This window comes from Ferrimonas aestuarii (assembly GCF_005116665.1).
Taxonomy (GTDB): Bacteria; Pseudomonadota; Gammaproteobacteria; order Enterobacterales; family Shewanellaceae; genus Ferrimonas; species Ferrimonas aestuarii.
On sequence record NZ_SWCJ01000008.1, the window covers coordinates 116,218 to 140,237 of the forward strand.

28 protein-coding genes are annotated in these 24,020 nt (G+C 50.3%); 24 read left to right on the forward strand and 4 right to left on the reverse strand.

Annotation, left to right across the window (positions count from 1 at the left end; all coding sequences use genetic code 11):
- Window positions 1–3: 3 nt before the first annotated feature.
- Window positions 4–738, reverse strand: coding sequence for a FliM/FliN family flagellar motor switch protein (locus FCL42_RS12200; protein WP_169308378.1), 735 nt, complete (start codon window positions 736–738; stop codon window positions 4–6).
- Window positions 739–1,331: 593 nt separating this feature from the next.
- Here FCL42_RS12200 and FCL42_RS12205 point away from each other — a divergent pair.
- Genes FCL42_RS12205 through FCL42_RS12240 form a run of 8 tightly spaced genes read left to right on the forward strand, consistent with a single transcriptional unit; the run spans window position 1,332 to window position 8,974 of the window.
- Window positions 1,332–2,258 carry a MotY family protein gene (locus FCL42_RS12205; protein ID WP_136863703.1) on the forward strand — a complete coding sequence of 309 codons (927 nt, stop codon included), beginning with the start codon at window positions 1,332–1,334 and terminating at the stop codon, window positions 2,256–2,258.
- On the forward strand, window positions 2,251–3,555 hold the full coding sequence (locus FCL42_RS12210; protein ID WP_136863704.1) for a sigma-54 interaction domain-containing protein: 1,305 nt from the start codon (window positions 2,251–2,253) through the stop codon (window positions 3,553–3,555). Before FCL42_RS12205 ends, FCL42_RS12210 begins: the two co-directional genes overlap by 8 nt.
- A gap of 16 nt (window positions 3,556–3,571) precedes the next feature.
- Window positions 3,572–3,892, forward strand: a complete 321-nt coding sequence (gene fliE, locus FCL42_RS12215; protein WP_136863705.1) for a flagellar hook-basal body complex protein FliE — start codon at window positions 3,572–3,574, stop codon at window positions 3,890–3,892.
- Between the two features lie 10 nt (window positions 3,893–3,902).
- A complete protein-coding gene (gene fliF / locus FCL42_RS12220) occupies window positions 3,903–5,534 on the forward strand; it encodes a flagellar basal-body MS-ring/collar protein FliF (RefSeq protein ID WP_136863706.1) in 1,632 nt (543 codons plus the stop codon).
- 16 nt (window positions 5,535–5,550) lie between these two features.
- Window positions 5,551–6,537 carry a flagellar motor switch protein FliG gene (locus FCL42_RS12225; RefSeq protein WP_136863744.1) on the forward strand — a complete coding sequence of 329 codons (987 nt, stop codon included), beginning with the start codon at window positions 5,551–5,553 and terminating at the stop codon, window positions 6,535–6,537.
- Window positions 6,537–7,238 carry a flagellar assembly protein FliH gene (fliH, locus tag FCL42_RS12230; protein ID WP_136863707.1) on the forward strand — a complete coding sequence of 234 codons (702 nt, stop codon included), beginning with the start codon at window positions 6,537–6,539 and terminating at the stop codon, window positions 7,236–7,238. Before FCL42_RS12225 ends, fliH begins: the two co-directional genes overlap by 1 nt.
- Window positions 7,219–8,553, forward strand: a complete 1,335-nt coding sequence (locus FCL42_RS12235) for a FliI/YscN family ATPase (protein WP_136863708.1) — start codon at window positions 7,219–7,221, stop codon at window positions 8,551–8,553. The genes fliH and FCL42_RS12235 overlap by 20 nt, the downstream gene beginning before the upstream one ends.
- Window positions 8,546–8,974, forward strand: coding sequence for a hypothetical protein (locus FCL42_RS12240; protein WP_136863709.1), 429 nt, complete (start codon window positions 8,546–8,548; stop codon window positions 8,972–8,974). Before FCL42_RS12235 ends, FCL42_RS12240 begins: the two co-directional genes overlap by 8 nt.
- Here FCL42_RS12240 and FCL42_RS12245 read toward each other — a convergent pair.
- Genes FCL42_RS12245 through flgA form a run of 3 tightly spaced genes read right to left on the reverse strand, consistent with a single transcriptional unit; the run spans window position 8,943 to window position 10,493 of the window.
- Window positions 8,943–9,389: a flagellar protein FlgN gene (locus tag FCL42_RS12245; protein WP_136863710.1), complete on the reverse strand. Its 447-nt coding sequence runs from the start codon at window positions 9,387–9,389 to the stop codon at window positions 8,943–8,945. The genes FCL42_RS12240 and FCL42_RS12245 overlap by 32 nt on opposite strands.
- A 3-nt stretch (window positions 9,390–9,392) precedes the next feature.
- Window positions 9,393–9,671, reverse strand: coding sequence for a flagellar biosynthesis anti-sigma factor FlgM (gene flgM / locus FCL42_RS12250; protein ID WP_136863711.1), 279 nt, complete (start codon window positions 9,669–9,671; stop codon window positions 9,393–9,395).
- A gap of 57 nt (window positions 9,672–9,728) precedes the next feature.
- Window positions 9,729–10,493 (reverse strand): flagellar basal body P-ring formation chaperone FlgA, encoded by a 765-nt coding sequence (gene flgA, locus FCL42_RS12255; RefSeq protein WP_169308380.1) that lies wholly within the window; start codon window positions 10,491–10,493, stop codon window positions 9,729–9,731.
- A 78-nt stretch (window positions 10,494–10,571) separates the two neighbouring features.
- Between flgA and FCL42_RS12260 the strand changes: the two genes are divergently transcribed.
- The 16 genes from FCL42_RS12260 to FCL42_RS12335 all read left to right on the forward strand — a co-directional run bounded on the left by FCL42_RS12260 (window position 10,572) and on the right by FCL42_RS12335 (window position 24,015).
- Entirely contained in the window at window positions 10,572–10,922 is a 351-nt protein-coding gene (locus tag FCL42_RS12260; protein ID WP_136863713.1) for a flagellar basal body protein, read from the forward strand.
- A 2-nt stretch (window positions 10,923–10,924) separates the two neighbouring features.
- Complete coding sequence (gene flgC, locus FCL42_RS12265; protein WP_136863714.1) at window positions 10,925–11,344, forward strand: flagellar basal body rod protein FlgC; 420 nt, start codon at window positions 10,925–10,927, stop codon at window positions 11,342–11,344.
- On the forward strand, window positions 11,344–12,081 hold the full coding sequence (locus tag FCL42_RS12270) for a flagellar hook assembly protein FlgD (protein WP_136863715.1): 738 nt from the start codon (window positions 11,344–11,346) through the stop codon (window positions 12,079–12,081). Before flgC ends, FCL42_RS12270 begins: the two co-directional genes overlap by 1 nt.
- A gap of 4 nt (window positions 12,082–12,085) precedes the next feature.
- Window positions 12,086–13,279, forward strand: coding sequence for a flagellar hook protein FlgE (gene flgE / locus FCL42_RS12275; protein WP_136863716.1), 1,194 nt, complete (start codon window positions 12,086–12,088; stop codon window positions 13,277–13,279).
- Between the two features lie 2 nt (window positions 13,280–13,281).
- Window positions 13,282–13,998, forward strand: a complete 717-nt coding sequence (locus FCL42_RS12280; RefSeq protein WP_136863717.1) for a flagellar basal body rod protein FlgF — start codon at window positions 13,282–13,284, stop codon at window positions 13,996–13,998.
- A 10-nt stretch (window positions 13,999–14,008) separates the two neighbouring features.
- A complete protein-coding gene (gene flgG, locus FCL42_RS12285; protein WP_136863718.1) occupies window positions 14,009–14,794 on the forward strand; it encodes a flagellar basal-body rod protein FlgG in 786 nt (261 codons plus the stop codon).
- A 10-nt stretch (window positions 14,795–14,804) separates the two neighbouring features.
- Window positions 14,805–15,470 carry a flagellar basal body L-ring protein FlgH gene (gene flgH / locus FCL42_RS12290; protein WP_136863719.1) on the forward strand — a complete coding sequence of 222 codons (666 nt, stop codon included), beginning with the start codon at window positions 14,805–14,807 and terminating at the stop codon, window positions 15,468–15,470.
- A gap of 5 nt (window positions 15,471–15,475) precedes the next feature.
- Entirely contained in the window at window positions 15,476–16,579 is a 1,104-nt protein-coding gene (locus tag FCL42_RS12295; protein WP_136863720.1) for a flagellar basal body P-ring protein FlgI, read from the forward strand.
- Entirely contained in the window at window positions 16,579–16,980 is a 402-nt protein-coding gene (locus FCL42_RS12300) for a rod-binding protein (RefSeq protein WP_136863721.1), read from the forward strand. Before FCL42_RS12295 ends, FCL42_RS12300 begins: the two co-directional genes overlap by 1 nt.
- Window positions 16,977–18,347, forward strand: coding sequence for a flagellar hook-associated protein FlgK (gene flgK / locus FCL42_RS12305; protein ID WP_136863722.1), 1,371 nt, complete (start codon window positions 16,977–16,979; stop codon window positions 18,345–18,347). Before FCL42_RS12300 ends, flgK begins: the two co-directional genes overlap by 4 nt.
- Window positions 18,348–18,355: 8 nt before the next feature.
- Complete coding sequence (gene flgL, locus FCL42_RS12310) at window positions 18,356–19,273, forward strand: flagellar hook-associated protein FlgL (RefSeq protein ID WP_136863723.1); 918 nt, start codon at window positions 18,356–18,358, stop codon at window positions 19,271–19,273.
- Between the two features lie 3 nt (window positions 19,274–19,276).
- Window positions 19,277–20,287 (forward strand): hypothetical protein, encoded by a 1,011-nt coding sequence (locus tag FCL42_RS12315; RefSeq protein WP_136863724.1) that lies wholly within the window; start codon window positions 19,277–19,279, stop codon window positions 20,285–20,287.
- 346 nt (window positions 20,288–20,633) lie between these two features.
- The gene (gene fliD, locus FCL42_RS12320) at window positions 20,634–21,995 is read left to right on the forward strand and encodes a flagellar filament capping protein FliD (RefSeq protein ID WP_136863725.1); all 1,362 of its coding nucleotides are present in this window, start codon (window positions 20,634–20,636) and stop codon (window positions 21,993–21,995) included.
- Window positions 21,996–22,006: 11 nt separating this feature from the next.
- Window positions 22,007–22,387 carry a flagellar export chaperone FliS gene (gene fliS, locus FCL42_RS12325; protein ID WP_136863726.1) on the forward strand — a complete coding sequence of 127 codons (381 nt, stop codon included), beginning with the start codon at window positions 22,007–22,009 and terminating at the stop codon, window positions 22,385–22,387.
- Window positions 22,356–22,673: a hypothetical protein gene (locus FCL42_RS12330; RefSeq protein ID WP_136863727.1), complete on the forward strand. Its 318-nt coding sequence runs from the start codon at window positions 22,356–22,358 to the stop codon at window positions 22,671–22,673. The genes fliS and FCL42_RS12330 overlap by 32 nt, the downstream gene beginning before the upstream one ends.
- Window positions 22,663–24,015, forward strand: coding sequence for a flagellar hook-length control protein FliK (locus FCL42_RS12335; protein WP_136863728.1), 1,353 nt, complete (start codon window positions 22,663–22,665; stop codon window positions 24,013–24,015). The genes FCL42_RS12330 and FCL42_RS12335 overlap by 11 nt, the downstream gene beginning before the upstream one ends.
- The last annotated feature ends 5 nt before the right edge of the window (window positions 24,016–24,020 follow it).

Consider the following 24,020-nt stretch of genomic DNA (forward strand, 5'->3'; position numbering starts at 1 on the left):
GTATTACTCCTCTGGCTTATGCGTGTCGTGATTTAATTTGGCAACCAGTTTTCCGTCATGACCATGAACACTGGCGTAAAATTGGGTTCGCCCGCCGATGGTTACTGGGCATCGGGCGTGCATGTTGACTGGCAGAATTTCACCCGGACGCAGCGCATCCAGGACGTTAACTGGTACAGATTGGCGAGCCAACTCAACTTTGGCTTTTACTGGAATCTGGGTTAGACGCTGCTGCATTTTGTGTTTCAAATTAGGGTCGGGCTGGTATTGGGAGGGTTGCTCGGCCAGCGACCCCAGTAGCGCGTCAGATAGAAACAGGCTTATCGGTTCGAATGGGTGAGTACGAGGCCATTCAAAGCGCCATTGCAATGGAGAAACCACGCTACTTAAGTTGGGCAGGTTCTCGATTTCAGTAAGATCAAAATTCAAGTTTGTTTTAGGCAGAGTTTCTAGCGCCGAGGTAATGATTCGATTCGCTAAGCGAAGCTCTGATTGACTGACGCTGCGAAGCGGCGTCATCAAACGGGCATTGACGCCACCGTAGTAACTGCTCGCTAACTGATCCAATGTGCAACGATCTATGGCTAACCACGCCAAAGGAGTTCTGCCTGCGGTAAGGACAAAGTAGCCTGCACCCTGAGTGTCTATCTCGGGAGATTCTTGAAGAGAGATGCTAACAGGCGTTGCCTGTCCTTGGCGCATCAAAGGCTTGAAAATCAGTCGGATGGCGTCGAGCATTCGACTTCTTCCTTGCTCGATTTGACGAACAAGGCGGGTTCGAGCCAATTTTTCTTGTACCAAAACGACAGGCCTTACGGTCTGTTTTTCAGCACTGCGTAATAGCGTTGCTTTGGCAGTGGTTTTCATAGATTTAGATACATTGTTAAGTTGGTTAAAATAAGAGCTTGCTAACTATTAATCCGAGCTTTAATGACTCAAGTCTGAGTGGTTTATAAACCAGCAGGTCAAATTGTGCACATTTATTTTGATTCTGCTAAATCGAATTGGGAATATAAAATGGCTGTGTCATTTTTTTGTTATCGCCAATATTTAGTCAAACTTCATTATTGGTGACGAAACTTTGTCACCGTCAATATAATGTACTATTTAGTTATTCTTAATTCGTCTAAAGCCCTTGGTAAACAGTCCTTGTGTGCTGAACGGGTAAAGTAGCAATGACGCCATTGATATTCAAATTAAAATTATTTCCCGATGGTGGTTTTTTCGTCTTTAATGCATTTTTAATCTTTATTTTTATTATTTTCTTGATTTTATTATTGGTTAGAGACTAGTCTCTGCATTGTTTTTTTTAACCGTAATTAGAGAGCGATATGTATAAAGCGTTGGGCAATGCTTTTTTGACGGTTGTCGCATTTTTGGCGCCAGCCAATGCGACCGAAGTCAAATATCAAACTCAATATGAATTAGCCAGTTGGAATTTTTCTGGTGATAAATTCGCCTGCAATCTTAACCATGAAGTTGAGAATTTTGGCACTTTTTCTTTGTTAAAAAATGCTGGGGAACCAATGCGTTTAACATTGAAGGCGGATTGGTTGCTTGGTGATGATATTCGGGCTGCAATAGGTATTGAGCCATCGGCGTGGAACCGTGAATCGCAGCAAGCCTTGTATAAGGCGAGCTGGAATAATACCTATGCCAGCTTATCCCGTTCTACTGAAGGCTTTTTGGAGTCGCTAGAGTTGGGTCATCAGTGGCGTGCTGAGTTATCTCGCGGAGACCAGCATTGGTTGGTTCAATCAAGCAGTGTCGGTGCGCAACAAGCAGCGCTTTCCATGCGCAAGTGTCTTCGACAGATATTGCCGATGTCGTATGCCCAACTGCAACGGATCAATATCAGCTACGCTAGCGGAAGTATTGCTCCTAATAGTGAATCGAAACAAATACTAAGTGCAGCAGCTCTTTATGTGGCTGCCGATGACCGGATCTCTAAAGTTTTGGTCGACGGCCATACCGACTCCGATGGCGACTCTCTTGAGAATTTGGTGCTAAGCCGCACTCGAGCCGATGAGGTGGCTGCCCGTTTGGTGTCTTTGGGAATTGCGCCAAGCCTAATCGAAGTTAGAGGCCATGGTGAGCGTTACCCGCTGGTGAGCAACGGTTCGTCGAAGGGGCGCGCTAAAAACCGCAGAGTAACCATTAGATTAGTGATGTCAGGGAGTGAAGCAACGGGCGCTATGGAGCAACTCGAAGCGACTTTACCTAAGTCAATCAATGCACAGGTGAATCTTGATGAGTGAATATACCATAGCAACTCATGGGTTTGAGCTGGGTCATTTAGACCGACAGCAGCTTGACCTAAGCGGCTATCAGCTACTTGAAGGTGATGCTAAGTGCAGCTCTTGGTTGGCACTGGTTAGTCTTAAGGATTGCAGCGCGGAGTGTGTTGCACAAAGACTGGCTCAGATTGATGCCCAGATTAAGGTCGCCATGGTTGAGCCGGACCATGGTGAGCTTGCCAGTGCCGCCTTGAACTCTGGCGCTCAAGATTATCTACTTCTGCCATTGGACGTTGAGCAGCTAAATCGTTTGATTCGCCGCTCTATCAGCATCGAATCAACCCAAGAAAATCTGGTTGCCGTTTCTCCCATCAGCAAACAACTGTTGATGCTGTCTCACCGAGCGGCCAGTACCGAAGCCAGCGTTTTGCTCAGTGGTGAAAGCGGAACTGGCAAAGAGCAGTTGGCGCGCCATATCCATCGTCAATCATCCCGAGCCGATAAGCCGTTTGTGGCTGTGAACTGTGCTGCCATTCCCGAAACCATGTTGGAGTCGGTACTTTTTGGCCATGCAAAGGGCGCCTTTACCGGCGCGCATGCTGATCGTCCTGGAAAGTTTGAGCTGGCTAATGGCGGTACGTTACTGCTTGATGAAATTGGTGAAATGCCGCTGATGTTGCAGGCTAAACTGCTGCGAGTGCTTCAGGAGCGCGAGGTTGAAAGACTCGGCTCACATCGCAGTATTTCGCTGGACATACGAATCATTGCTGCCAGCAATAAAGACTTAAGGCAAGCCGCCACTCAGGGGGATTTTCGAGAAGACCTGTTCTACCGCCTCGACGTGCTGCCACTAAACCTGCCACCCCTAAGAGAACGGCGTGAAGACATCTTGCCTCTGGCTGAGCACTTTTTAAGTCGCCATTCGAAGTTAGCTGGGGGTGAGCAGTGTTACTTCTCCAGAAGTGCCCGAGAAGCCCTGATGAGCCACGACTGGCCGGGAAACATCCGCGAACTGGAAAACTGTGTGCAGCGCGCATTGGTGATGCGCCGAGGGTTTGCTCTGCAAGCAATGGAGTTGGGGTTACCTAACCTTATTCAACCAAAAGCTCCGGTGGCCAGTTCAGGACTGAAAGAGTCCAAACAGCAAGCTGAATACCAGTTCATCATCGATACCTTAAAACGCTTTCAAGGACACCGAAGTCGCAGTGCCGAAACTCTGGGTATGACCACCCGAGCACTGAGATACAAGATGGCTCAAATGCGTGAAGCCGGTATTGATGTCGATGCCATTTTAAAAAAGTCTCAATGTGCAGCATAGGGATTAGGAATAACCAATGAGTGTAATTACTGAACAATCAATGCTGCAAGCCATGGAGCTCCACAAGGAGATGGCCGCAGGCGAAATTCGAGTTCACCCGGATACCGACGCCAGTAGCGTCGGTTTTGCCGATTTGATGAAACAGAAAGTAGCGACGGTGAATGCGGATCAGAATTTCGCTGGTGCTAAGACGGCTGCCGTAGAGATGGGGCAAAGCGACGACCTTGTTGGCGCAATGGTCGCCTCCCAAAAGGCCAGCCTGTCTTTTTCTGCCATGGTTCAGATTCGTAACCGACTGGTGTCGGCCCTCGATGAACTTCTGAAGATGCCGTTGTAAGAGGAATATCATGTCTACGACTGTGGTGAATCAACCAAATTCTCAAGCGGCGCCAATGTCACTCAAAGGAGTAATGGCAAAAGTGGGACAAGGGGGCGGAGATAAACAGGTAATCGTGTTATCCGTTCTGGCTGTTGTCGCTGCGTTGCTGATTGTTGCCGTGCTTTGGAGTGCGGGTGAAAACATGCAGCCGCTATACGGTAATCAAGAGGGCTTCGATAGTGCACAAATCATTGAAGTGTTGGAAGGGGAGCAGATCTCTTACCAAATTGCAGCCAACACAGGACAAGTACTGGTCGCCGCTTCAGAGGTCAGTCGGGCTCGTTTACTGCTGGCTGCCAAAGGGGTAAAAGCGCAATTGCCTATGGGCATTGAGAACCTCCAGTCGGATATCACTACCAGCCAGTTTATGGAGCAGGCTCGATATCGTCATGGTATGGAGGGGGAGCTGGCTCGGACCATCATGGCCCTTGATGCGGTTCGTATGGCTCGAGTTCACTTAGCTATCCCTAAGCGCACACTGTTTATTCGCAAGCAAGATGCCCAGGTGTCTGCTTCGGTGATGGTGGATTTAAAGCCTGGCCACAATCTGTCTCGAAGTCAGGTCGCCGCTGTTGTGAATTTGGTTTCGGGAAGTGTGCCGGGCCTTGAAGCGGAACGAGTGCAACTGGTTACCCAGACTGGAGAGCTGCTAAGTGGCTCAACCAACGATGAATTTGGCATGGCGGGCCTTAATGATCAGCAGATCGAGTTCACGGCGAACCTAGAGCAGCAATTAAAGTCTCGCGCCGAATCGATGCTGTCGCCTGTGGTTGGCGATGGTCAGTATCGAGTTCAACTGTCTGCCAAGGTGAACTTTGACAGAGTTGAGGAGACTCAAGAGCAGGTTGACCCAAGTGTGGTAATGACCCAAGAGCGCTCCAGCACTCAAACTATTGAGGGCAATATGGCGCTGGGGATTCCTGGTGCGCTGTCCAATCAACCACCGCAACAGAACCAACCAACTAACCAAAGTAACAACTCTACCGAGGAGTTAAGCCGCTCTTTCGACACCGGGCGCTCGGTGCGTCACACGCAGTATCAACAGGCGCAGCTTGAGCAGTTGTCGGTTTCGCTGTTGATCAACCAGGACGCAGGCGATTGGCAACAGCCGCAGCTGGATCAGATGGTGCAGATGGTCAAAGATGCCATCGGTTTTGATGGCCAACGTGGCGATCAGATCTCCATCAGTGTGTTTACCTTCGCGCAAGCCACGGTTCCAGTTATTGAAGCAACGCCTTGGTGGCAGATGCCGGAATATCATCAGTACCTACGCTATGGCCTGGGAGCTTTGGTGGCAATCTGTTTGATTCTGTTCGTGCTACGGCCACTGGTGACTCATTTGGTCACCGTTGAGCGCAAAACTGCAGCAGAGAATTCGACTCCGGGTGCGGCGCCAGTGGCTCTGCCAGAGCCTGAAATTGAACCAGAACAAGAACCTGAGCAGCCTGCGCTTGCCAGTGCCATTGTGGCGTTGGGGCTACCAGAGCCTGGCTCACCGTTGACGGTTCAGCTTGAGCACTTAGGCATGCTCGCAAACGAAGAACCAGCGCGAGTCGCTGAAGTTATCTCTCAGTGGATTGGAGCCGACAAACGTGACTAAAGGTGATCAAATTCAGATGGACAGTGTTGAGCAGGCGGCCATGCTGCTGCTCAGCATGGGTGAACAGGGTGCTGCTAAAGTGCTGGCGCATCTGGACAGAAGTGACGTCCAACGACTAAGCCATCGAATGGCTCGTTTGAGTAACATTTCTCAAGAGCAGGCAGGTAGTGTACTGAGTAACTTCTTTGATGCTTACCGTAGCCAATCTGGTATTGCCAGAGCGTCTCGTGGTTATTTGCAGCGTACGCTGGATATCGCCTTAGGAGATCGAGTGGCTAAAGGCCTTATTGATAATATCTACGGTGATGAAATTCAGACCTTGGTTCGTCGACTCGAGTGGGTTGATGCCAAGCTTCTTGCACACGAAATTACCCATGAACACAGTCAGCTTCAAGCGGTTCTGTTGGGTCTATTACCTGCAGAAAATGCCTCGTTAGTATTACAGCACTTGCCGAGTCATTGTCATGATGAGGTTCTGCTGCGAATTGCCGCGTTAGGCGAATTGGATCGGGATGTGGTTGAAGAACTGCGTCAGTTGGTGGAGCGCTGCGTGGCCATCGCCATGGAGAAAAGTCACACTCAAGTAGCGGGCGTTAAGCAAGTGGCTGATATTTTGAACCGCTACGAAGGTGACCGTGAACAGTTGATGTCGGTGCTTCGGCTCCACGATCACAGTCTGGCGACTCAGGTCGAAGACAACATGTTCGACTACATCATTCTTGGCCGTCAAAAAGACGAGACACTGCAGAAACTATTGGCAGAGGTAGAGCAGGAAACCCTGTCCCTGTCTCTCAAAGGGGTCGATACCAAACTGCGCAAGTCGATTCTGTCGGCACTGCCAAAACGTATGGCCTCGGGTATCGAAACTCAGATGGAAGCCCTTGGACCCGTTGCCTTAAGCCGTGCCGATCAGGCCCGTACTGAAGTGATGGAAAAGGCTAAGTCGATGATGGAAGCCAAAGAGATTGAGTTGCAACTGTTCGATGAGCCGGTGGTGGAGTAATGAGCACAAATCGTTGGAAGCTTGATTCAAGTCGAGCTCGAGTTTTTCACTTTCCACCGCTGGCACAAAACGGCCAAGAGCAATTAGTGGAGAACCCGCAGCAGCAACAGCAAGCGCTAGAGCAAGGCTATCAAGAAGGCTTGGAACTTGGTCGCAGCGCAGGCTATGCCGATGGTCATGAAGAGGGCTTAAAAGCCGGTGAAGCCAAGGGCGTTCAATTAGGGCAACAGCAAGGGATGCAGTCTGCCAAGATGCATTTCGAGCAGCAGTTGAATCAGCTACTTCCGCCTATTACCGCGCTGCAGCAGCAGCTTCAGGAAGGCCATGAACAGCAGCTTAAACAGCATCAGCAACTGATTCTTGAACTGGTGCAAAAAGTGGCCGAGCAGGTGACACGCTGTGAATTAACTTTGCATCCTCAACAAGTGTTGAGTTTGATTGATGAGACTTTGGACAGCCTGCCAGAATCTAAAGTGACGCCAAAAATATTCCTAGATTCGACCACGCTGAATAAGCTGAAGGAGCAAGCTCCTGAGCACATTAAGTCTTGGGACATGCAGGAAGACCCTAGCCTGTCGATTGGCGACGTTCGGGTGGTGACTGATGAGTGTGAAGCGGATGCGTCGGCGCAATCACGCCTTGATAACTGCATGAAACACGTTGCCAAACACTTGGTGGATGATGACGGCTCACAGGCTTAATCGTGCCTTAAAGTCGGTGCCAAAAACGGTGCCGATTGCGACCATTTACGGTCGCTTGATGCGAGTGAACGGCTTGATGCTGGAAGCGGTTGGCTGCCAACTGGGGTTGGGGGAACGCTGCGTCATCGCTGGGCGAGATGGTCAGGAGATTGAAGCTGAAGTGGTGGGCTTTGATGGCCCATCATTGATGCTGATGCCACTGAATCAGACTCGAGGGCTGATGCCAGGGGCGCGAGTTTTACCCCTAGCCAATGATCAACAGGTTCCAATCGGTCAAGGGCTTCTTGGCCGTGTGCTCGATGGCAGCGGCGTGCCAATTGATGGCTTAGGTCCCCTGAGTCACTGCCAGTTGGTGTCCACCACAACCCAAGTTCCTAATCCGTTATTAAGACGTCCTATCGAAGCCCAATTGGACGTTGGCGTGCGTGCCATTAACTCCATGTTACCTATTGGCAAAGGCCAGCGTTTGGGGCTATTTGCTGGTTCTGGTGTGGGCAAGAGTGTTCTATTAGGCATGATGACCCGTTACACCCAAGCCAGCGTCGTTGTGGTCGGTTTAATTGGTGAGCGTGGCCGAGAAGTTCGAGAGTTTATCGAGCACGCCTTAGGCGAAGAGGGCCGACGCCGCGCAGTGGTGATTGCAGCCCCTGCAGACACCACTCCGTTGATGCGATTAAGGGCAGCAAAGCTGTGTCACCAGATCGCCTGTGCATTTCGCGACCAAGGCCAGGATGTGCTGCTGTTGATGGATTCTCTGACCCGTTACGCCCAAGCTCAACGGGAGATTGGCTTAAGCTTAGGCGAGCCACCAGCGACCCGAGGCTATCCGCCATCAGCGTTCTCTACCTTGCCGTCCTTAGTAGAATTAGCTGGTAACAGCGATAATGCCAATGGCAGTTTGACGGCCTTGTATACGGTGTTGGCTGAAGGAGATGATCAGCAAGATCCTGTCGCTGACTCTGCCAGAGCGATCTTGGATGGTCACATTGTGTTAAGTCGTAAATTGGCCGAAAAGGGCCACTATCCTGCGATTGATATCAATGCGTCAGCAAGCCGAGTGGCAGACCTTATCCGTACCCCTGAACAGTTGCAGATGGGGCAGACTGTCCGCCGGTTGTTAGGTCGTTACCAAGAGGTGAAGGAGCTTTTACCCCTTGGAGGATATCAACCGGGGCAAGACGCCGAGCTGGATAAGTCCGTGAAGTGTTACCCCGTTTTTGAACAGTTTTTGACTCAGAAGCAGTTTGATAGCGTTTCGTTAGCTGAAAGTGATCAGCAGCTCGAGTCACTTTTGGAGGCCGTAAACAGTGCCTGATAAAGCCATCGCCAAGCTTAAAGAGCGCCAGGAGAAGCAGTTGTCGGTATTGGGTGGGCAGAAACAGCGTCAGCTTCTGCGTCTGTCGCAGATTGCCACAAGGCAGCAAAACCTGAATCAGCAGCTTCAACAGCTTAGCAGTGAATTTGCGGTATCTGGTGCATTAGCTTTGCAAAATCGCGGCGATATTCATGCTCAGCTTATCCCTCGAAAGCACAAGCTTGAGAAAGAGAAACAGCTGGCAGAGGCGGAGTCCTCTCGGGTGAATCAATTGTGGCAGCAAACGTTGAGTAAACGCCAGGGGCTACATTGGCTTCAACAAAATCGAGAGGAGATGCGCCGAGAGCAACATCGGCGCCAAGAGCAAAAACAGACAGATGAGAGCGCGGCTAGGAGCGCATCAAACCGTAATCGTTATTGAGGGCTTCAGTGTGCTCAGGATTCAGCAGTTTGGCTAGGCTTTGCTGCTGAGTACTTAATAGCTGGCCGTTGCCGTCATTGTGGTGTTTACATAGGGTTACCTTCTGTTCAAGCTGGCTCCAGAGGGTACTGACCTTGTCTGAAGTGGCCGTTGGCAACTTCGACATTAACACCTTAAACCCCACGCCATTAGGCTCTAATCCTAAAGCGGATAAGTGTTGAGCGCGCGCATCAGCACTGCGCTTTAACTGTTGGCACAGCTGCAGCTGTTTTTGATTGTGCTCTTCTAACCCTGCGCAATTTCGAGATTGCAGCAAGGTGCGTTGTTCAGACAGCAGTTGCTGTAGAGCATCGTAATCGTTCAAGTCTTGCTTGATGCCGAAAACAATGGCCTTAACACGCTCTTTTGGGGTCATCTTTTATTTTTGTCCGCTATGTTGTTCAAACATCGCTTCTGCAATCTTATCAATATCAATGGGGTAGCCTTCGGTGGCTAGCTCTGCCTGAAGTTGAGCGATCTTGCTGGTATCGATCTCTGGTAGTTCTTGCAGTTGAGCGCTGGCATTATTGAGTTGCTGCCACTCATCGCTAACCGCTTTTTGCTGCGGCACCGCAGGCACAGATTGTTGCTGTACCTCGGATTGAGTCTGTGTATCTGTGGTTGTAATGGGCTTAATGCCAACGGATGAGATCTCCATGATCACCTCTCTCTATTGGATTCTACAGGACTACAGCGACAGCAAGGTTAGTAAACTTTAATAAAAAGTTTGCACTTTCCCTTTTTCGATGACGATCCCAGAAACCACCTTTCCGGATTTGCTATTGCGGACACGAATACGCTGGCCTTCACTGCCTGATTCTAAAGCAACGCCTTCTGAAGTTGCCACAAAGTCTTCGGTGCCAGCTTGCAAAATAATCAGTTCACCTCGTTTCACCCATAGAGGTGCGGTAACAAGGCTCTTGAGGATCGGCGAGTCGGAACGAATACCCCGCTTGGTTTGTTGACCAATTAACTCCTGCTTCGACATCACGATTGATTGATGTCGAGCCTCTATGGTGATAGTGCGCCAGCGTATGCTTTCGGCGTCAATCACTGCACCCTTGGACAGTTTTTTTGTGGTGATGGGGACCTGTGCCTTCATGGTGACCTCTGCGCGCGCAAACAAAACCCAACTTGGGGAAGTGCATTTAATCTGCCGTTGCTGTTGTCCGCCGGGGAATCGGTCAGCGTTGTTACTGATTTTCAGAGGCTGGGTGCAGGCCTGCAGGCGTTCCACGCCTACGGGCATGGTGATTTCCAGTTGATGAGGGCGCCAGCGACCCGGATGGTTGGTTTGCCAACGATGTACTTGCTGATTTAGGCCAGCTGTCAGTGCTTGGGAGATCTGAGATGTCACGTCGCCATCGGCAAAACTATGACCGGCCGTCACCAATGCCAAGAGCGGAAATAGTCGATGTGAAAACAGATGGGGAAGGGAATTTCCGCTTCCGATCTTTCCATGCCTTTTAATGTATCTCATTGATTTATCTCGGTTTGGCATGTTGGCATAAAACTTGTTTGCTATGTGCCTAGACCGTTTACATTAACAGGAGTTGTTATGGCTATCAATCTCGAAGCCGCCCTCGGGCTGCATGCTCAGGGACTGGATGTAAGAGTTGAGCGTAGCAAAATTTTAGCCGCCAACTTAGCCAATGCGGAAACCCCCGGCTATCAGGCTCAGGATATCGATTTTGCTGCAGCCATGAAACGCTATCAAGCTACTGGTGAAGTAGGGCGCGATTACCAACTTGGGTATCGGGTGCCTCATCAGTTTTCTGCCGATGGAAACACCGTCGAGCTGGATCAAGCGCAAGCGAGGTTTAGTGCCAATAGCATGGACTTTCAAACCAGTTTGACCTTTTTAAATATGAAAATTAATGGCATCCGCTCTGCCATTGAAGGCCAATAATCATGTCGTTTAATCAAATATATGACATCGCTGGCAGCTCCATGGCTGCGCAGACTCTGCGGTTGAATACCGTTGCCAGTAACCTCGCTAATGCCGATGCCGCCGCGCAGAGCCCAGAACAGGCATATCGCGCCATTAAACCGGTATTTCAAGCGGTGTATAAGCAAGCTGAAGGGCAGATGGCGCCGGCCGCTCGAGTTGAAGTGGCCGCCGTGGTGCAAACCGATGCGGAAGTCGATATGCGTTACGAGCCGAATCACCCTTATGCCAATGAAGCCGGGTTTGTGGCCTATTCAAATGTTGACCGAGTGTCGGAGATGGCTGACATGATGTCGGCAACTCAAAGCTTCGAAGCTAGCGTTAACATCATGAACCGTGCTCGCTCTATGCAGCAGGGTTTGCTGCAATTAGGAAGTAAGTAATGACGGTATCTGCAACCAGTAATAACGACGCTAAGGTCAATGCAAACAGTGCTCCAGTGGCGAATCCGGCCGACAGCTATAACATCGGCGACGCCAGTGAAGCCTCGAAAATTTCAAACCAATTTATGACGCTGATGATCGCTCAGATCGAAAATCAGGATCCAACTAACCCTATGGACTCCAATGAATACGTGAGTCAGTTGGCGCAGATGTCTCAGGTGGAGAGCTTGGAATTGATTCGGGAGAATCAGGCCATGCAGATGACCATGTTGGAAAACTCGACCATCGTTCAGTCCGCTTCTCTGATTGGTAAGCAGGCCATGGTTCCCGCCTCTGAGCTTACGCTTGCTGATGAGCCGATTACCGGAAAGGTGTTCCTAGAGAGCGCCGCAGAGCAGGTGAGCGTCGATATTAAAGATGAAAACGGCAAAGTCGTTGCCACCGTAGAGTTAGGAGCTCAGTCCAAAGGAGACATCCCCTTCGAGATTGACCCTGAAGCCCTTGGTTTGCCTCCCGGTGAATACACTCTGGCTGCAAAAGCCAGTGCCGATGGCGACATCACCGAATTGTCGACTTTCTTAGTCGGTGAAATTGAAAAAATTCACTTTGCCAGTGCATCGGGAATGATGCTCGCGGAGATGAGTAATGGCCTTGGCACTGTGTCGGTGCTGTCCATCAGTGAAGTTGCAGGCAGTAAAGACAGCAACTCCAATCCAGATAAATCACAGGAATCGTAAGCCCATGTCATACAACATCGCAATGAGCGGCCTGCGCTCAACCAGTCAAGAACTCAATACCATCAGTAACAACATTGCCAACGTATCAACGGCGGGCTATCGCGGTGCCCGCTCTGAGTTTGCTGCGGTTTATAACGGCGGCGAGGCCAATGGTGTCACCATGAGTGGTGCCAGCCAAAACTTTGCCTTAGGCGGTTCAATGACGTACACCGGGCGCGAGCTGGACATGGGCATTCAGGGTGAGGGCTTCTTCGTCATGAATGCGTCTGATGGCTCAACGCTGTACTCCCGTGCTGGCATGTTCAATCAAGATGCCGATGGCAACATCGTCGACCCATATGGCAACAAACTGCAAGGCTATCCTGTGGGTGCTGATGGCCAGTTGATGACCGGTAATGTGGGTGATCTTCAGGTGACCTCCGGCTCGGTTCCTGCGTCGGCAACCAGTAAAGTGAACATGACCGCGAATTTAGATTCTCGTGTTACTGCGATTAACCCTGCTACCACTCCGTTTAATGCCAGTGATGTGAGTACCTACCACTCCTCCAACACCGTTACCGTGTTTGACTCTCAGGGTAATGAGCATGCGCTGACCCAGTACTACGTTAAAACCGCCGATAACGCTTGGAATGTGCACTACTCAATGGACGGAACCACGTTGGCAGATACCAGCGCGATGACCTTTGATACCGACGGCAAACTGACCGCAGGTGGTACCGATTCCCTAACCATTCCCGCTGGCACTGGTGCATCGGATATGACCATTGAATTAGCGTGGAACAACACCACCCAGTATGGCGCGGACTACATTACCTCCAGCATCGACCAGAACGGTAACACCTCTGGCGAGCTTGTCGGTGTGCGCGTAGATGAAAGTGGCAAAGTGTATGGCACTTACACCAATGGTGAGGAGCAGCTTCAAGGTCAGGTTGTATTGGCAAACTTTACTAACCCGAATGGCTTGGAACCTGTGAACAATACCGCTTGGACCGCGACTCAAGCGGCAGGTGCTCCTGTAGTAGGTGCACCTGGCAATGGCACTCTGGGAAGCGTTAGCTCTGGTTACATCGAAGGCTCGAACGTCGATTTGACCGCTGAAATGGTGAACCTGATGACCGCTCAGCGTAACTACCAGTCCAATGCCAAGGTGCTGACCACCGCGGATACCATGAACCAAGCTCTGCTGAACGCGATTTAATCATGGATAAGCTTATCTACACTGCCGCATCTGGCGCCCAACGGGTGATGGAAGCGCAAGCTTTGCGAGCTAATAACCTTGCCAACGTCGATAGCAATGGTTTTCGCGCCGACTTGGAGCTGGTTCAGGCCAAGCAGATCTCTAACACTCGTGTGCTGTCTCAGATGGGCAGCGCTGGGGTCAGCGCCAGTAAAGGCGAATTGGCACCAACAGGAAGAGCGTTGGATCTGGCGATTTTCGATCAAGGTTTATTTGCTGTGGAAGCGAATGGCCAGGAAGCCTATACCCGCTCTGGTCAGTTTGAACTGGACGCCAATGGCCAGATGCGAATCGATGGCCGAGTCGCCGTCGGTGTAGAGGGCCCCATCGTAGTGCCTGAACACAAAGAGATCTTTGTTGGCGACGACGGCATGGTCAGCATCACCCCAGCTGGAGGTGGAATCATCGAAGAGGTTGGTCAACTAAAGTTGGTCAACCCTGATTTTGACACCCTGTTAAAAGGGGACGACGGCTTACTGCGCCTTAAAGATGGCACCGTTGCGGCAATGGACCCAGAAGTGTCGCTGGTGAGCGGATTTTTGGAGAGCAGTAACGTTGATGCGGTGACAGAACTGGTTGCCTCTATGGATCTCAGTCGTCAGTTCGAAGTTCAGATAAAGCTAATGAAAAGTGCTGAAACCTTGGCGAAGTCAGGTAATCGGCTACTAGGTAACATATAAGGAGCGACCCGTGAGTTCTGCACTGTGGATCAGTAAAACCGGTCTGGCTGCCCAAGACACCAAAATGACCACCATTGCCAACAACTTGGCAAACGTAAACACCACTGGATTTAAAAAAGATCGAGTGGCTTTTAATGACCTGTTTTATCAAGTAGAGCGTCAGCCAGGTGGTCAGATTGATCAGCTTAATGACCTGCCTTCCGGATTGCAGCTTGGTACCGGCGTTCGAGTGGCTGGTACCCAAAAAGTGTTCACTACCGGAGCGATGAACACAACAGGTCAACAATTGGATATCGCCATTGAAGGCCAAGGCTTTTTTCAAGTCGAAATGCCTACCGGAGAGCTGGCGTATTCACGAGATGGACAATTTTATCGTAATGCCGACGGTGCGATGGTGACTGCCGGTGGCCTACCGTTGACACCACAAATCACCATACCTGAAGAAGCGGTGACTGTGACCATTGGTACTGATGGCATGGTTAGCGCCCAAATGGCTGGTCAAACCGATGCAGAAGAGCTAGGTCAGATCACTTTGGTGAACTTTATTAATCCAGCTGGCCTTGAGGCCATGGGTGATAACTTGTTCAGTGAAACCGGCGCGTCTGGGGTGGCGATTGAGGGCGTAGCTGGTGAGCAGGGAATGGGCTTGCTTCGTCAAGGCTCACTAGAGGGCGCGAACGTCAACGTGGTTGAGGAGATGGTTGAGATGATTTCGACTCAACGCGCGTATGAGATGAACGCAAAAGTCCTGACTGCGTCGGATGAGATGATGCAGTTCCTGAATCAGACGGTGTAAGGAGTTTACCGTGAGAGTTTGGATTGTTGCCTTGGTGCTGTGCTTGTCTGGATGTGCCAGTCATTTCCCAGAAACGCCACCTGAGCCGGACACCCCGGATTGGGCGCCACCGACTATCGACTACAGCCTTCCAGAGGCAAAACATGGCAGCCTGTACCGCCCTGGTTTCATGCTGACTTTGTTTAAAGATAAGCGGGCGTTTCGAGAGGGCGACATCCTTACTGTTAATTTGGACGAGCGAACTCAAGCCAGTAAACAAGCGGATACCCAAACCAGCAAATCTTCAGCGTTAAACGGCAATGGCGAAGCCAGTTTCGGCAATGGCGATAGTTACAGTGGCCAAGGTTCTCTAGGGGTTGGCTCCACCTACTCAGGTAACGGACGTTCGAGTCAGCAGAACCAGTTGTCTGGGTCCATTACGGTAACCGTTGCCAAAGTGCTACCTAACGAGGTGCTGCTGATCCGTGGAGAGAAATGGCTACGTTTGAATCAAGGCGACGAATACCTTCGTCTTGTGGGTTTGGTTCGAATCGATGACATTGGTAATGACAATACCTTGTCTTCTCAGCGTATCGCCGATGCTCGGATTGTTTATGGTGGCAAAGGTGCCATTGCCGACAGCAACTCCATGGGCTGGGCGGCTCGCTATTTCAATAGTCCTTGGTTCCCAATGTAGGTTTTATGATGCGTCTACTCGTATTGCTACTCAGTTTACTTTCCTTCGGGATTTTCGCCGCGCCTCAGACTCGTCCGCTGATGGATCTGGTTGACGTTCAAGGCATCCGAAATAACCAGTTGGTCGGTTATGGATTGGTGGTGGGGTTGTCTGGCTCAGGGGATCGCAGCCAGGTTAAGTTTACCGCCCAGTCTGTTGTCAATATGTTGAAGCAGTTTGGGGTGCAGATTGATGGCACCTCAGATCCTAAGCTGAAAAACGTCGCCGCGGTTGCCATTCATGCCACGGTGCCGCCTCTGGCAAGCCCTGGTCAACAGTTGGATATCACGGTGTCCTCCTTGGGAGATGCAAAGAGCTTACGAGGCGGCACATTATTGCTAACCCCACTGCGAGGGGTTGATGGTGAAGTATACGCCGTTGCTCAGGGAAACTTGGTGGTTGGCGGTATGACGGCGGAAGGAAAAAATGGTTCATCAGTAACCATTAACGTCCCCACCGTAGGCACCATTCCCAATGGTGCGTTGATTGAGCAGAGTATTCCGAGCAGCTTTCTAGAGGATTCAGACGTTATTTTGAATTTGAAAAAGCAGAGCTTTAAGACTGCTCGAAACATCGAACGGGTGATCAATCGTCAATTCGGACCGAATGTGGCTCAGGCGCAAAGTAACGCCAAAGTGCGGGTGACTGCGCCGGAAGACCCTCGCCAGAGAGTGACCTTTATGTCGATGCTCGAAGAGCTCGAAATCGAACCAGGAAGGCAACCAGCACGGGTGGTGTTTAACAGCCGAACCGGCACTGTGGTGATGGGAGCCGATGTCCGAGTTCATAAAGCGGCAGTGGCCCATGGCACTCTTACTGTAGCAATTGTCGAGCAGCCGCAGGTAAGCCAACCAAATGCTTTTGGCGGCGGTGATACCGTGGTGACGAACAACAGCACCATCGACATCGATCAGGGCGACGGAAAAATGTTTGTTTGGCCTGAGGGCACATCATTGGAAGAGATCGTTAAAGCGGTTAACTCTTTGGGCGCAGCCCCAGCGGATTTAATGGCTATTTTACAGGCGCTTGAAGAAGCAGGCGCGCTGGATGCGGAGCTAGTAGTTATCTAATGAAAATCGAATCTGCCAATTACCTTCAACATCTGGATGCCAACACTCTGATCTCAAAACATGGTCAAGATGGCGCGATTCAAGCGGTGAGCGAGCAGTTTGAAGCTCAGTTTTTACAAACGGTACTTAAACATATGCGTTCGGCCAATGAGGTGCTGGCTGCGGAAGATAGCGCGTTATCCTCCATGGGCGATTCGGTGTTTCAGGACATGTATGACTCTCAGCTGGCGTTATCTCTCAGTGGAAAAACCGGCTCGCCTCTGGTTGAAGCACTGACCAAACAATTGGGTGGGGAATTTAAGTCAGAGACTTCCGCTGTCGCTATAGAACCACAACAACCGACAACCAAAGCGATGCAACAAGCGGTAATTCTCCCCTTTGTTGTTAAGGACGCAGTATGAGTAACATGTTGAACATTGGCATGTCTGGCATTTATGCCAGCCAAGCGGCCCTGAACGTCACCTCTAACAATATCGCCAACGCCGCTGTACCTGGTTACAGCCGTCAGCAGGTGATGCTGGAGTCGTCCATGCACGGCCCTTATGGCGGCGGCGTGAGCGTCACCGGTGTGCGTCGAATTGCTGATCAGTACCTAGTTGAACAGGTGTGGACATCCCAAACGACTGCGTCCTACTACGAAACTCAAGCGAGTTATTACGGGCAGGTCGAACAGGTGTTTGGAGCCGATGGTTCAAATATCTCAACTGGCTTGGACAGTTTGTTTGCGGCGTTAAATGCGAGCCTGTTAGCCCCCGATGACATTGCAACTCGTCAAGCAGTTCTGAATGAGGCGAGCAATCTAAGCCTACGATTCAATTCCATTGATGATGGTTTGCAGACGCAGCTTAACCAAATTGAAAGTCAGATGGGCGCATCGGTTTCTCAAGCGAATGTGTATCTGAATCAAATCTCGCGACTGAATGCGGAGGTGAAAAGCTTTGGTGGTTTGGATGGTACGCCGCCGGAGTTGCTCGACGAGCGAGATAATGCCATTGCAGAACTGTCTAAGTTGATGGATGTGACTGTGACGGATAACGCCGATGGCACGATCAATTTGTCGTTGCAGCAAGGTCAACCACTGGTGGTTGGCACCTCAGCGGCTGAGCTTAAGTACAGCCCGGATCCAACAAACCCTGAGATTGGTCAAGTTAGCTTGGATTTTGGTGACCAGAAGTTTCCTCTTAACGATGAGATGGGCGGCAGCATGGGTGCTCTGCTTGAATACCGAGATGACAGCCTAGCCGAATCTCAAAAGTTCATTGATGAGTTGGCAGTGGCTATTGCTGATGAGATGAATGCGGTATTCGCAGCGGGAACCGATCTTAATGGCAATCCGCCGACCTTGGATCTGTTTACCTACGACCCCAGTAATCCGGCGGGAACATTGAAGGTAAGCGATGGGTTTACAGCGGATATGTTGGCCTTTGGTAAAGACGGCACCCCAGGAGATAACTCGAATCTTCAAGATGCCATCGACTTAGCTAACAAGCCAATTCATTTTGCCTCATTGGGCGTTGATGCCACCATGGGGCAAGCTTATGCCACCAAGTTGGGACAGCTTGGTTCTGAGAGTGCGCAAGCGAAAATGGATGCTCAGTCAAGTGGACAGTCTTTACTTCGTGCTCAGACGGAGTGGGCCAGCAGTAGCGGTGTAAACCTAGATGAAGAAGCGGTGAACTTGATTGTGTATCAGCAAGCATATCAAGCGAACTCTAAGGTGATTTCAACCGCCGACCAGCTGTTTCAATCTGTATTGAATGCGTTTTAGGAGTAATGATGCGAGTATCTAATCAGTCGCTGTATATGAACAGTCTGTACAGTATGCAGAATACGACCGCTTCCTTAGGGGATAGCTTGTCAAAGATGTCCTTCGGTAAAAGTATCCTAAAGCCTTCAGACGACCCCATTGGTGCCGTGCAGGTATTAACGGTTCAGCGTGAGCACGCTGCTACCGATCAGTATATGAAGAACATTGGTGCGGTATCGGATAGCTTGAGCCGAAACGAGAGCCACATGAGTACCATGGTGGACATTCAGAATCGGATGCGAGAGATCGTTACCGCGGCAGGCAGTGGTACCACGTCTGCAGAAGATCGCCAAGCTTATGCCAATGAGCTTAAACAGCTTCAAGAGGCGATGGTCGATCAAGCCAATGCTAAAGACGATAAAGGCAACTACATCTTCAGCGGCAATCAAACCGACGCTCCTGCGATATCGAAAGACGCATCTGGAAACTACGTATATGGCGGTGACGGCAATAGCCGTAAAGTTCAAGTCTCTGACTCTACGTGGATCGAGGCCAATACCCCCGGGAGTGAACTGTTCTTCAGTGGTGGTGGTGATGACATCTTCAATCAGTTGGATGATTTTATTACCGTTCTAGAGGATCCAACATTGACCCCTGGGGATGCGGCCTTTGATGGTGAGCTTGACCAGATGATGGACTCATTGGACTCTACTTTAACCAGTGTTACTGGTGCCATGACCGACATTGGTGGTCGCCAAAATAGCCTTAGTTTGATGGAGTCTTCCCATCAAGATATGCAGCTATACAGTGAGCAGTTGATTGGTGAAATTGAAGGCTTGGATTATGCCGAAGCCGTGACCGAATATGAGACCATGCTGGTGGCGTTGCAGGTGACCCAACAAAGCTACGTCAAGATCAGTCAACTTTCGCTATTTAATGAGTTGTAATTAATGCTCTCTCCGGTTAATGAACCGCGCATTCCCGCAGTTGGTGGTCAGCCTAGATTAACCGCTGCGGCGACCACTACTCCCACTAGCGCCGCGATAGCGGCGCCAACCAACCTATTGGTGCCGTTGTCTCAGCACCGTTTAAGCAGCTATCAACGTTGGGAGAAAATTACCCAGCGTCACAAGTCTCTGCTGCTGGCCGAAGCCTCTGTTGGTGCCATCGGACCTCTACTCAAATTAATGAAGTCTTTCTATAAGGTAGTGAGTGAGGGTGGGGATGAGGCAAAAGAGGCGCGGAAGCGACAATTGTTGCATCGTCGAATTTTGTCTTTGCCAAACGGGTTTCAGGGAGAACCGCTGCTTGATAACCGCATGCAGATTCGCTTTTTCCAATCGCAACCGTCCAAGCGGATGTTCACTCTAGGCGGGGTGAACTTACTGACGGAGAAATCCCGAATGGAGGAGATTCACTGTCGCCATCATTCGGTTTCCAAAGTCGTGCTTCCTGCGGGGGCCGAGCCGGTTGAGCTGATCAGGGTGCTGTCTAGCCTGATGTCCTCTTTTGGCATCAATGCTGAAGTACATCAGCAGAAGTTGACCTTTAGTTGCGATGAACCTGTGTGGCAGGGTTTGAATGGTCAGTTAATGATGAGAGGCCAGGGACAGCGTCTGCCTGCTGGGGATTTTGTGCCAATTAAACTGGCTGAAGTTCATGCCTGGCAAGACCCTAAAGGTTGGCTGTTTTCGACTCATAGTGAGCGTCAAAAGTTACTTCCCCAAATTAAAGGAGTAATCGCTCAGTTAACTAGGCAATTAAATCAAGTCAGTTCGCTGTTATCGCAGCAGAAGCAGTTACTGGAAGGGGTAAAGGGCCAACTCGGTGCAGCTCAATTGGAAAGCAACTTGTTGGAGCTTAATAATCTGCTAACCGGGAATACCTTCTCCCAGCGAATCCGAAATCTAATGGCTCAGGCCAACGCCAGTCGCAATCAAACTCAGTCTTTACTCAAGTAGCCCATGTTGAGGCGCGTTTTGCGCTTCAATAGGGGCATCCCTTTTCTCCCTATCTCCTCTGGTCAGGGACTCCGCAGTCTTGCCACTTTACTTGTGTTCAAAATACGGTGACAAATTAGGCGTTCGACGCGATTCGGATTTTAGTTTTTACTCCCCTAGGTCGCCTTTGCAGTGTAACGGTTAGGTTTAGCTTTGAAGCGGAAGTGCGCTTTCCTTACCGGCGGAATAATCAAGAGGCTTTGTCGCTATTTGTTCCGTATACGAATATTAAGTTTTTGTTTTTATTTTGTATTTACTGGTGGCATGAAATTCGCATGGTGCTGCAGGTTAGCTACGAGGAGTTTGTATGATTTCCGGAATGTCGGCATCGCAAATGGCACAACAACTGGTTTCAGTTGAGCGAGCTGCGAAGGATGGTTATTACGCCAATAAGAAAACCAACTACACGGCTCAGAAAGACGCCTACGATCTTTTAGAAAAGTCACTGAAAGAGATGACCAAGGACCTAGAGTCTTTGGATAAGGACGCATTTAATGCGAAGTCCGGCAGTATCTCTGATGAAGACATCGCCAAAGTAAACGTTGGTGCAGACGCCCCAGCAGGTGATTACACCCTAGTTGTGGATCAACTGGCAAAAGCAAGCCAGTTGAGTGCGAGCTTTGCAGGGGAAGATGCCCCATTGCCAACCAGTGGCATTCTCGAGATCGAAGCTAACGGCGAAACCATGACCATCGATTTCTCAGTCGTCAACGCCAGTGGTGATGGCAAGGTCTCCGGGCTGGTTAGCTACATAAATAACAATTCCGGGGATACCGGCGTACAGGCTTCCCTACTGAGAAAAGGTGATGGTTCAGTTGAGCTGATGCTCACGTCAAAAGAGACCGGAACTGCCAATGAAATCAAAGTGACTCAGGACGATTCCGGTTTTGGGTTTACAACCATGGTTGCGGCTCAAGATGCCAAATTTTCATTGAATGGGGTCAGCATTACCAGCAGCACCAATTACGTTGAAAATGTGATTGATGGCATCAGCTTGGAGCTGACGGAAGCCCATGCTGCCGGCGAGTCCAGCACGATCACCGTCGGCAGTGATACCGAGTCCACCTCAAAGGCGGTGAACGATTTCGTTGACACCTTTAATACCTTGATGAGTCAACTGTCGTCTCTTACTCAGAGCATGGGCTCGACTTTAGAAGACGATTCATCAGATAGCGATAGTGAAGACTCCGAAGACGATAAGAAATCTGAGACGAAGAAAATCTCTGAAGATCAGATTGGAATTCTGAAGGGCGATACGTCCATCCGCATGCTGAAATCCCGTTTACAGCAAGAGGTTTTCCAACCTTCTGCTAATGGCATGCGTCTATCCGACATTGGCATCGAGCTGGATCGAAGCGGAAAGCTAACGGTGGATGATAAGAAACTCGAAGAAGCGCTTAAATCCAATTCTTCCGCTGTTGAAGCGATGTTTACCGGGGATACCGGCTACATCAAGCGTATGGATAACATTGTTGACCCATACAGCGAGCGAGAAGGCTATATCGATCAAAAGCAGAAGAACATTGGCAACAATATCGAGCGTCTCGAGGAAGATATCAGCCGTTACGATCGTCAGATGACCAAAACCTATGAGCGTTATCTCGCTCAGTTTACTGCAATGGAACAATACGTAACCTCGATGCAAAGCACCGCGGGATTATTCTACTAATAGGAAGCACTATGTTTGCTGAGCAAGACCCTTTTAATGCGTACAAGGCAACGAGCTTAGATGCTCGAGCCGCAGCCGCAAACCAACACGAAATGGTTCGTATGCTGCTTGATGGCCTACTCGAAGAGCTGGCCCGTGCCGAGGGGCATATTCATGAAAAACAGTTTGAAGCCAAAGGGTTGAGCCTGCAGAAGTGCATCAACATTGTTCATGGATTAGATAGCATGCTGGACCTGGAAAATGGCGGGGAAGTGGCTACCAACTTACATCGTTTGTATGAGTACAGCAGCAACCAACTGCTGCTTGCCAGCGTGAAAAATGATGCCAGTGAACTATCAGCAGTAGTAAGAGTGATAAACGATGTCAGAGCCGGTTGGGAAAATCTCAATTAAACAGTGGCAGAAATTTGGCCTAGCTCTGGAGCAATTTGCTGCAAAAGAAGACTGGGCTCGCGTTGCATTGATTGATCAAAAGCTACGCCAGCTGCTGATTCAAGTCGGTAAGCCCGACGACGAAGAGCAGCGGCAAGCGCGCATGGAATTGGCCAAGGTTCATCGAAAGGTTTTGAATCAATTAATCACCTCCAAAGAGGATTTGTCCCAAAAGATGAAACAGTTTCAAACCAGCCGCGAAGGCCTGTCGGCTTATCATCAAACGGAGTTAAGTGGTGAACGTTGATTTAGCCAGTTTGACGTCAGTTAAGAGCTCACCCAGCTCCTATGGGGCATCGGAGTCTATTGCTCCTTGCGTGGATGCGACTTCAACCAGGGCGCTTAACGGTAATACGCCAGCAAAAACTCAATCTGAATCACTTCAGAGCTTCGCCAAGGCATATTCGTCCTCAAGCTCAAAAGAGAGTGCATCAGCAGAAGTGGATGCTCTGTCGCCTTACGGTGTTGGTTTCAGCGAAGAGATGTTGGGCGAATTCGTTCTCGAAACTTCAGAGGGTGAGGGCGAGACTGAAGGCGCATTTACGTCTGTTGCTTCGGGCATCGAGGAGGGCGTCTTCGCCACGCTGCCAGAAAACTGGGCTAAGAGCGAGGGTTCGCAGCCGGGTAATGCCTCAGCGTTAACTTTGACTCAGGTTGCTACCGAACAGAGTGCAACCGGCGAAACTCAGCACTTTAGCCAAGCGTCTGCAAGCGCGGCGACTCAGCCAAATACAGCAACTTTGACTGCCGATCTGACGCAAAGTGTGGTGCGTCCTACTGATTTAGTGAGTCGCTTGGTCCGCGAAACCACCGTGGAGCGGAGTGGGGTGGCTGCTAGCAATGCAATGCCTCAATCTGCCACTGTGAATCAGCCGAGTGCCGCAGGCATTGGCGGCAACGCTATTTTGGCCGCTGATTATAGCGCCTCTATTACAACTGGCTCGACTTCCGGAAATCTCTCTTTGCAGCAATTTCAGCAGATACTTCAAGGCGGCGTAAAGCATAGCGCTAGCTCGACGATGCCACTTGGTGTCAGTCTAGAGGGAAGTGGTTCTGCTTCAGGTCAGTCCACCGTCGCATCTACTGACGCTGCCGGGATAGGGCCGTTGACTCACTCTGCACAAGCTGCTATCCGAGCGAACACCAGCTCTGTATGGGGACCATTGAGCTTACCAGCCAATGGGGATATGACTCAGTTCGGTAAAGAGATGTTGCTGCCCCTGCGTGATCAGTTCCGCTTTAGTGTGGATCAAGGAATTAAAAAGGCTGAGCTGCGCTTAGATCCACCAGAGCTTGGACGTGTGGAGATGACCATTCGTCAAGATGGGGATCGAATTAGCGTTCAGCTTAACGCTGCTAATCCCATGGTTCGAGAAGCGCTGGCGAGCGGTGCAGAACGTCTACGTGCAGAGATGACGCAAGGCTTCAGTGAGCAGGTTAGCGTCGATGTTGGTCAGGGAGACGCCCGCTCTGATGCCGAGCCAGAACAATTTAAGTCTGCAGACATTCTGGTCGCTGTAGAGAGTGAACAAGAATTTACCGAGTTGAGTAGCACCTCAAGTTCCGACTTGGTTAATACCCTCGCTTAAAGGAG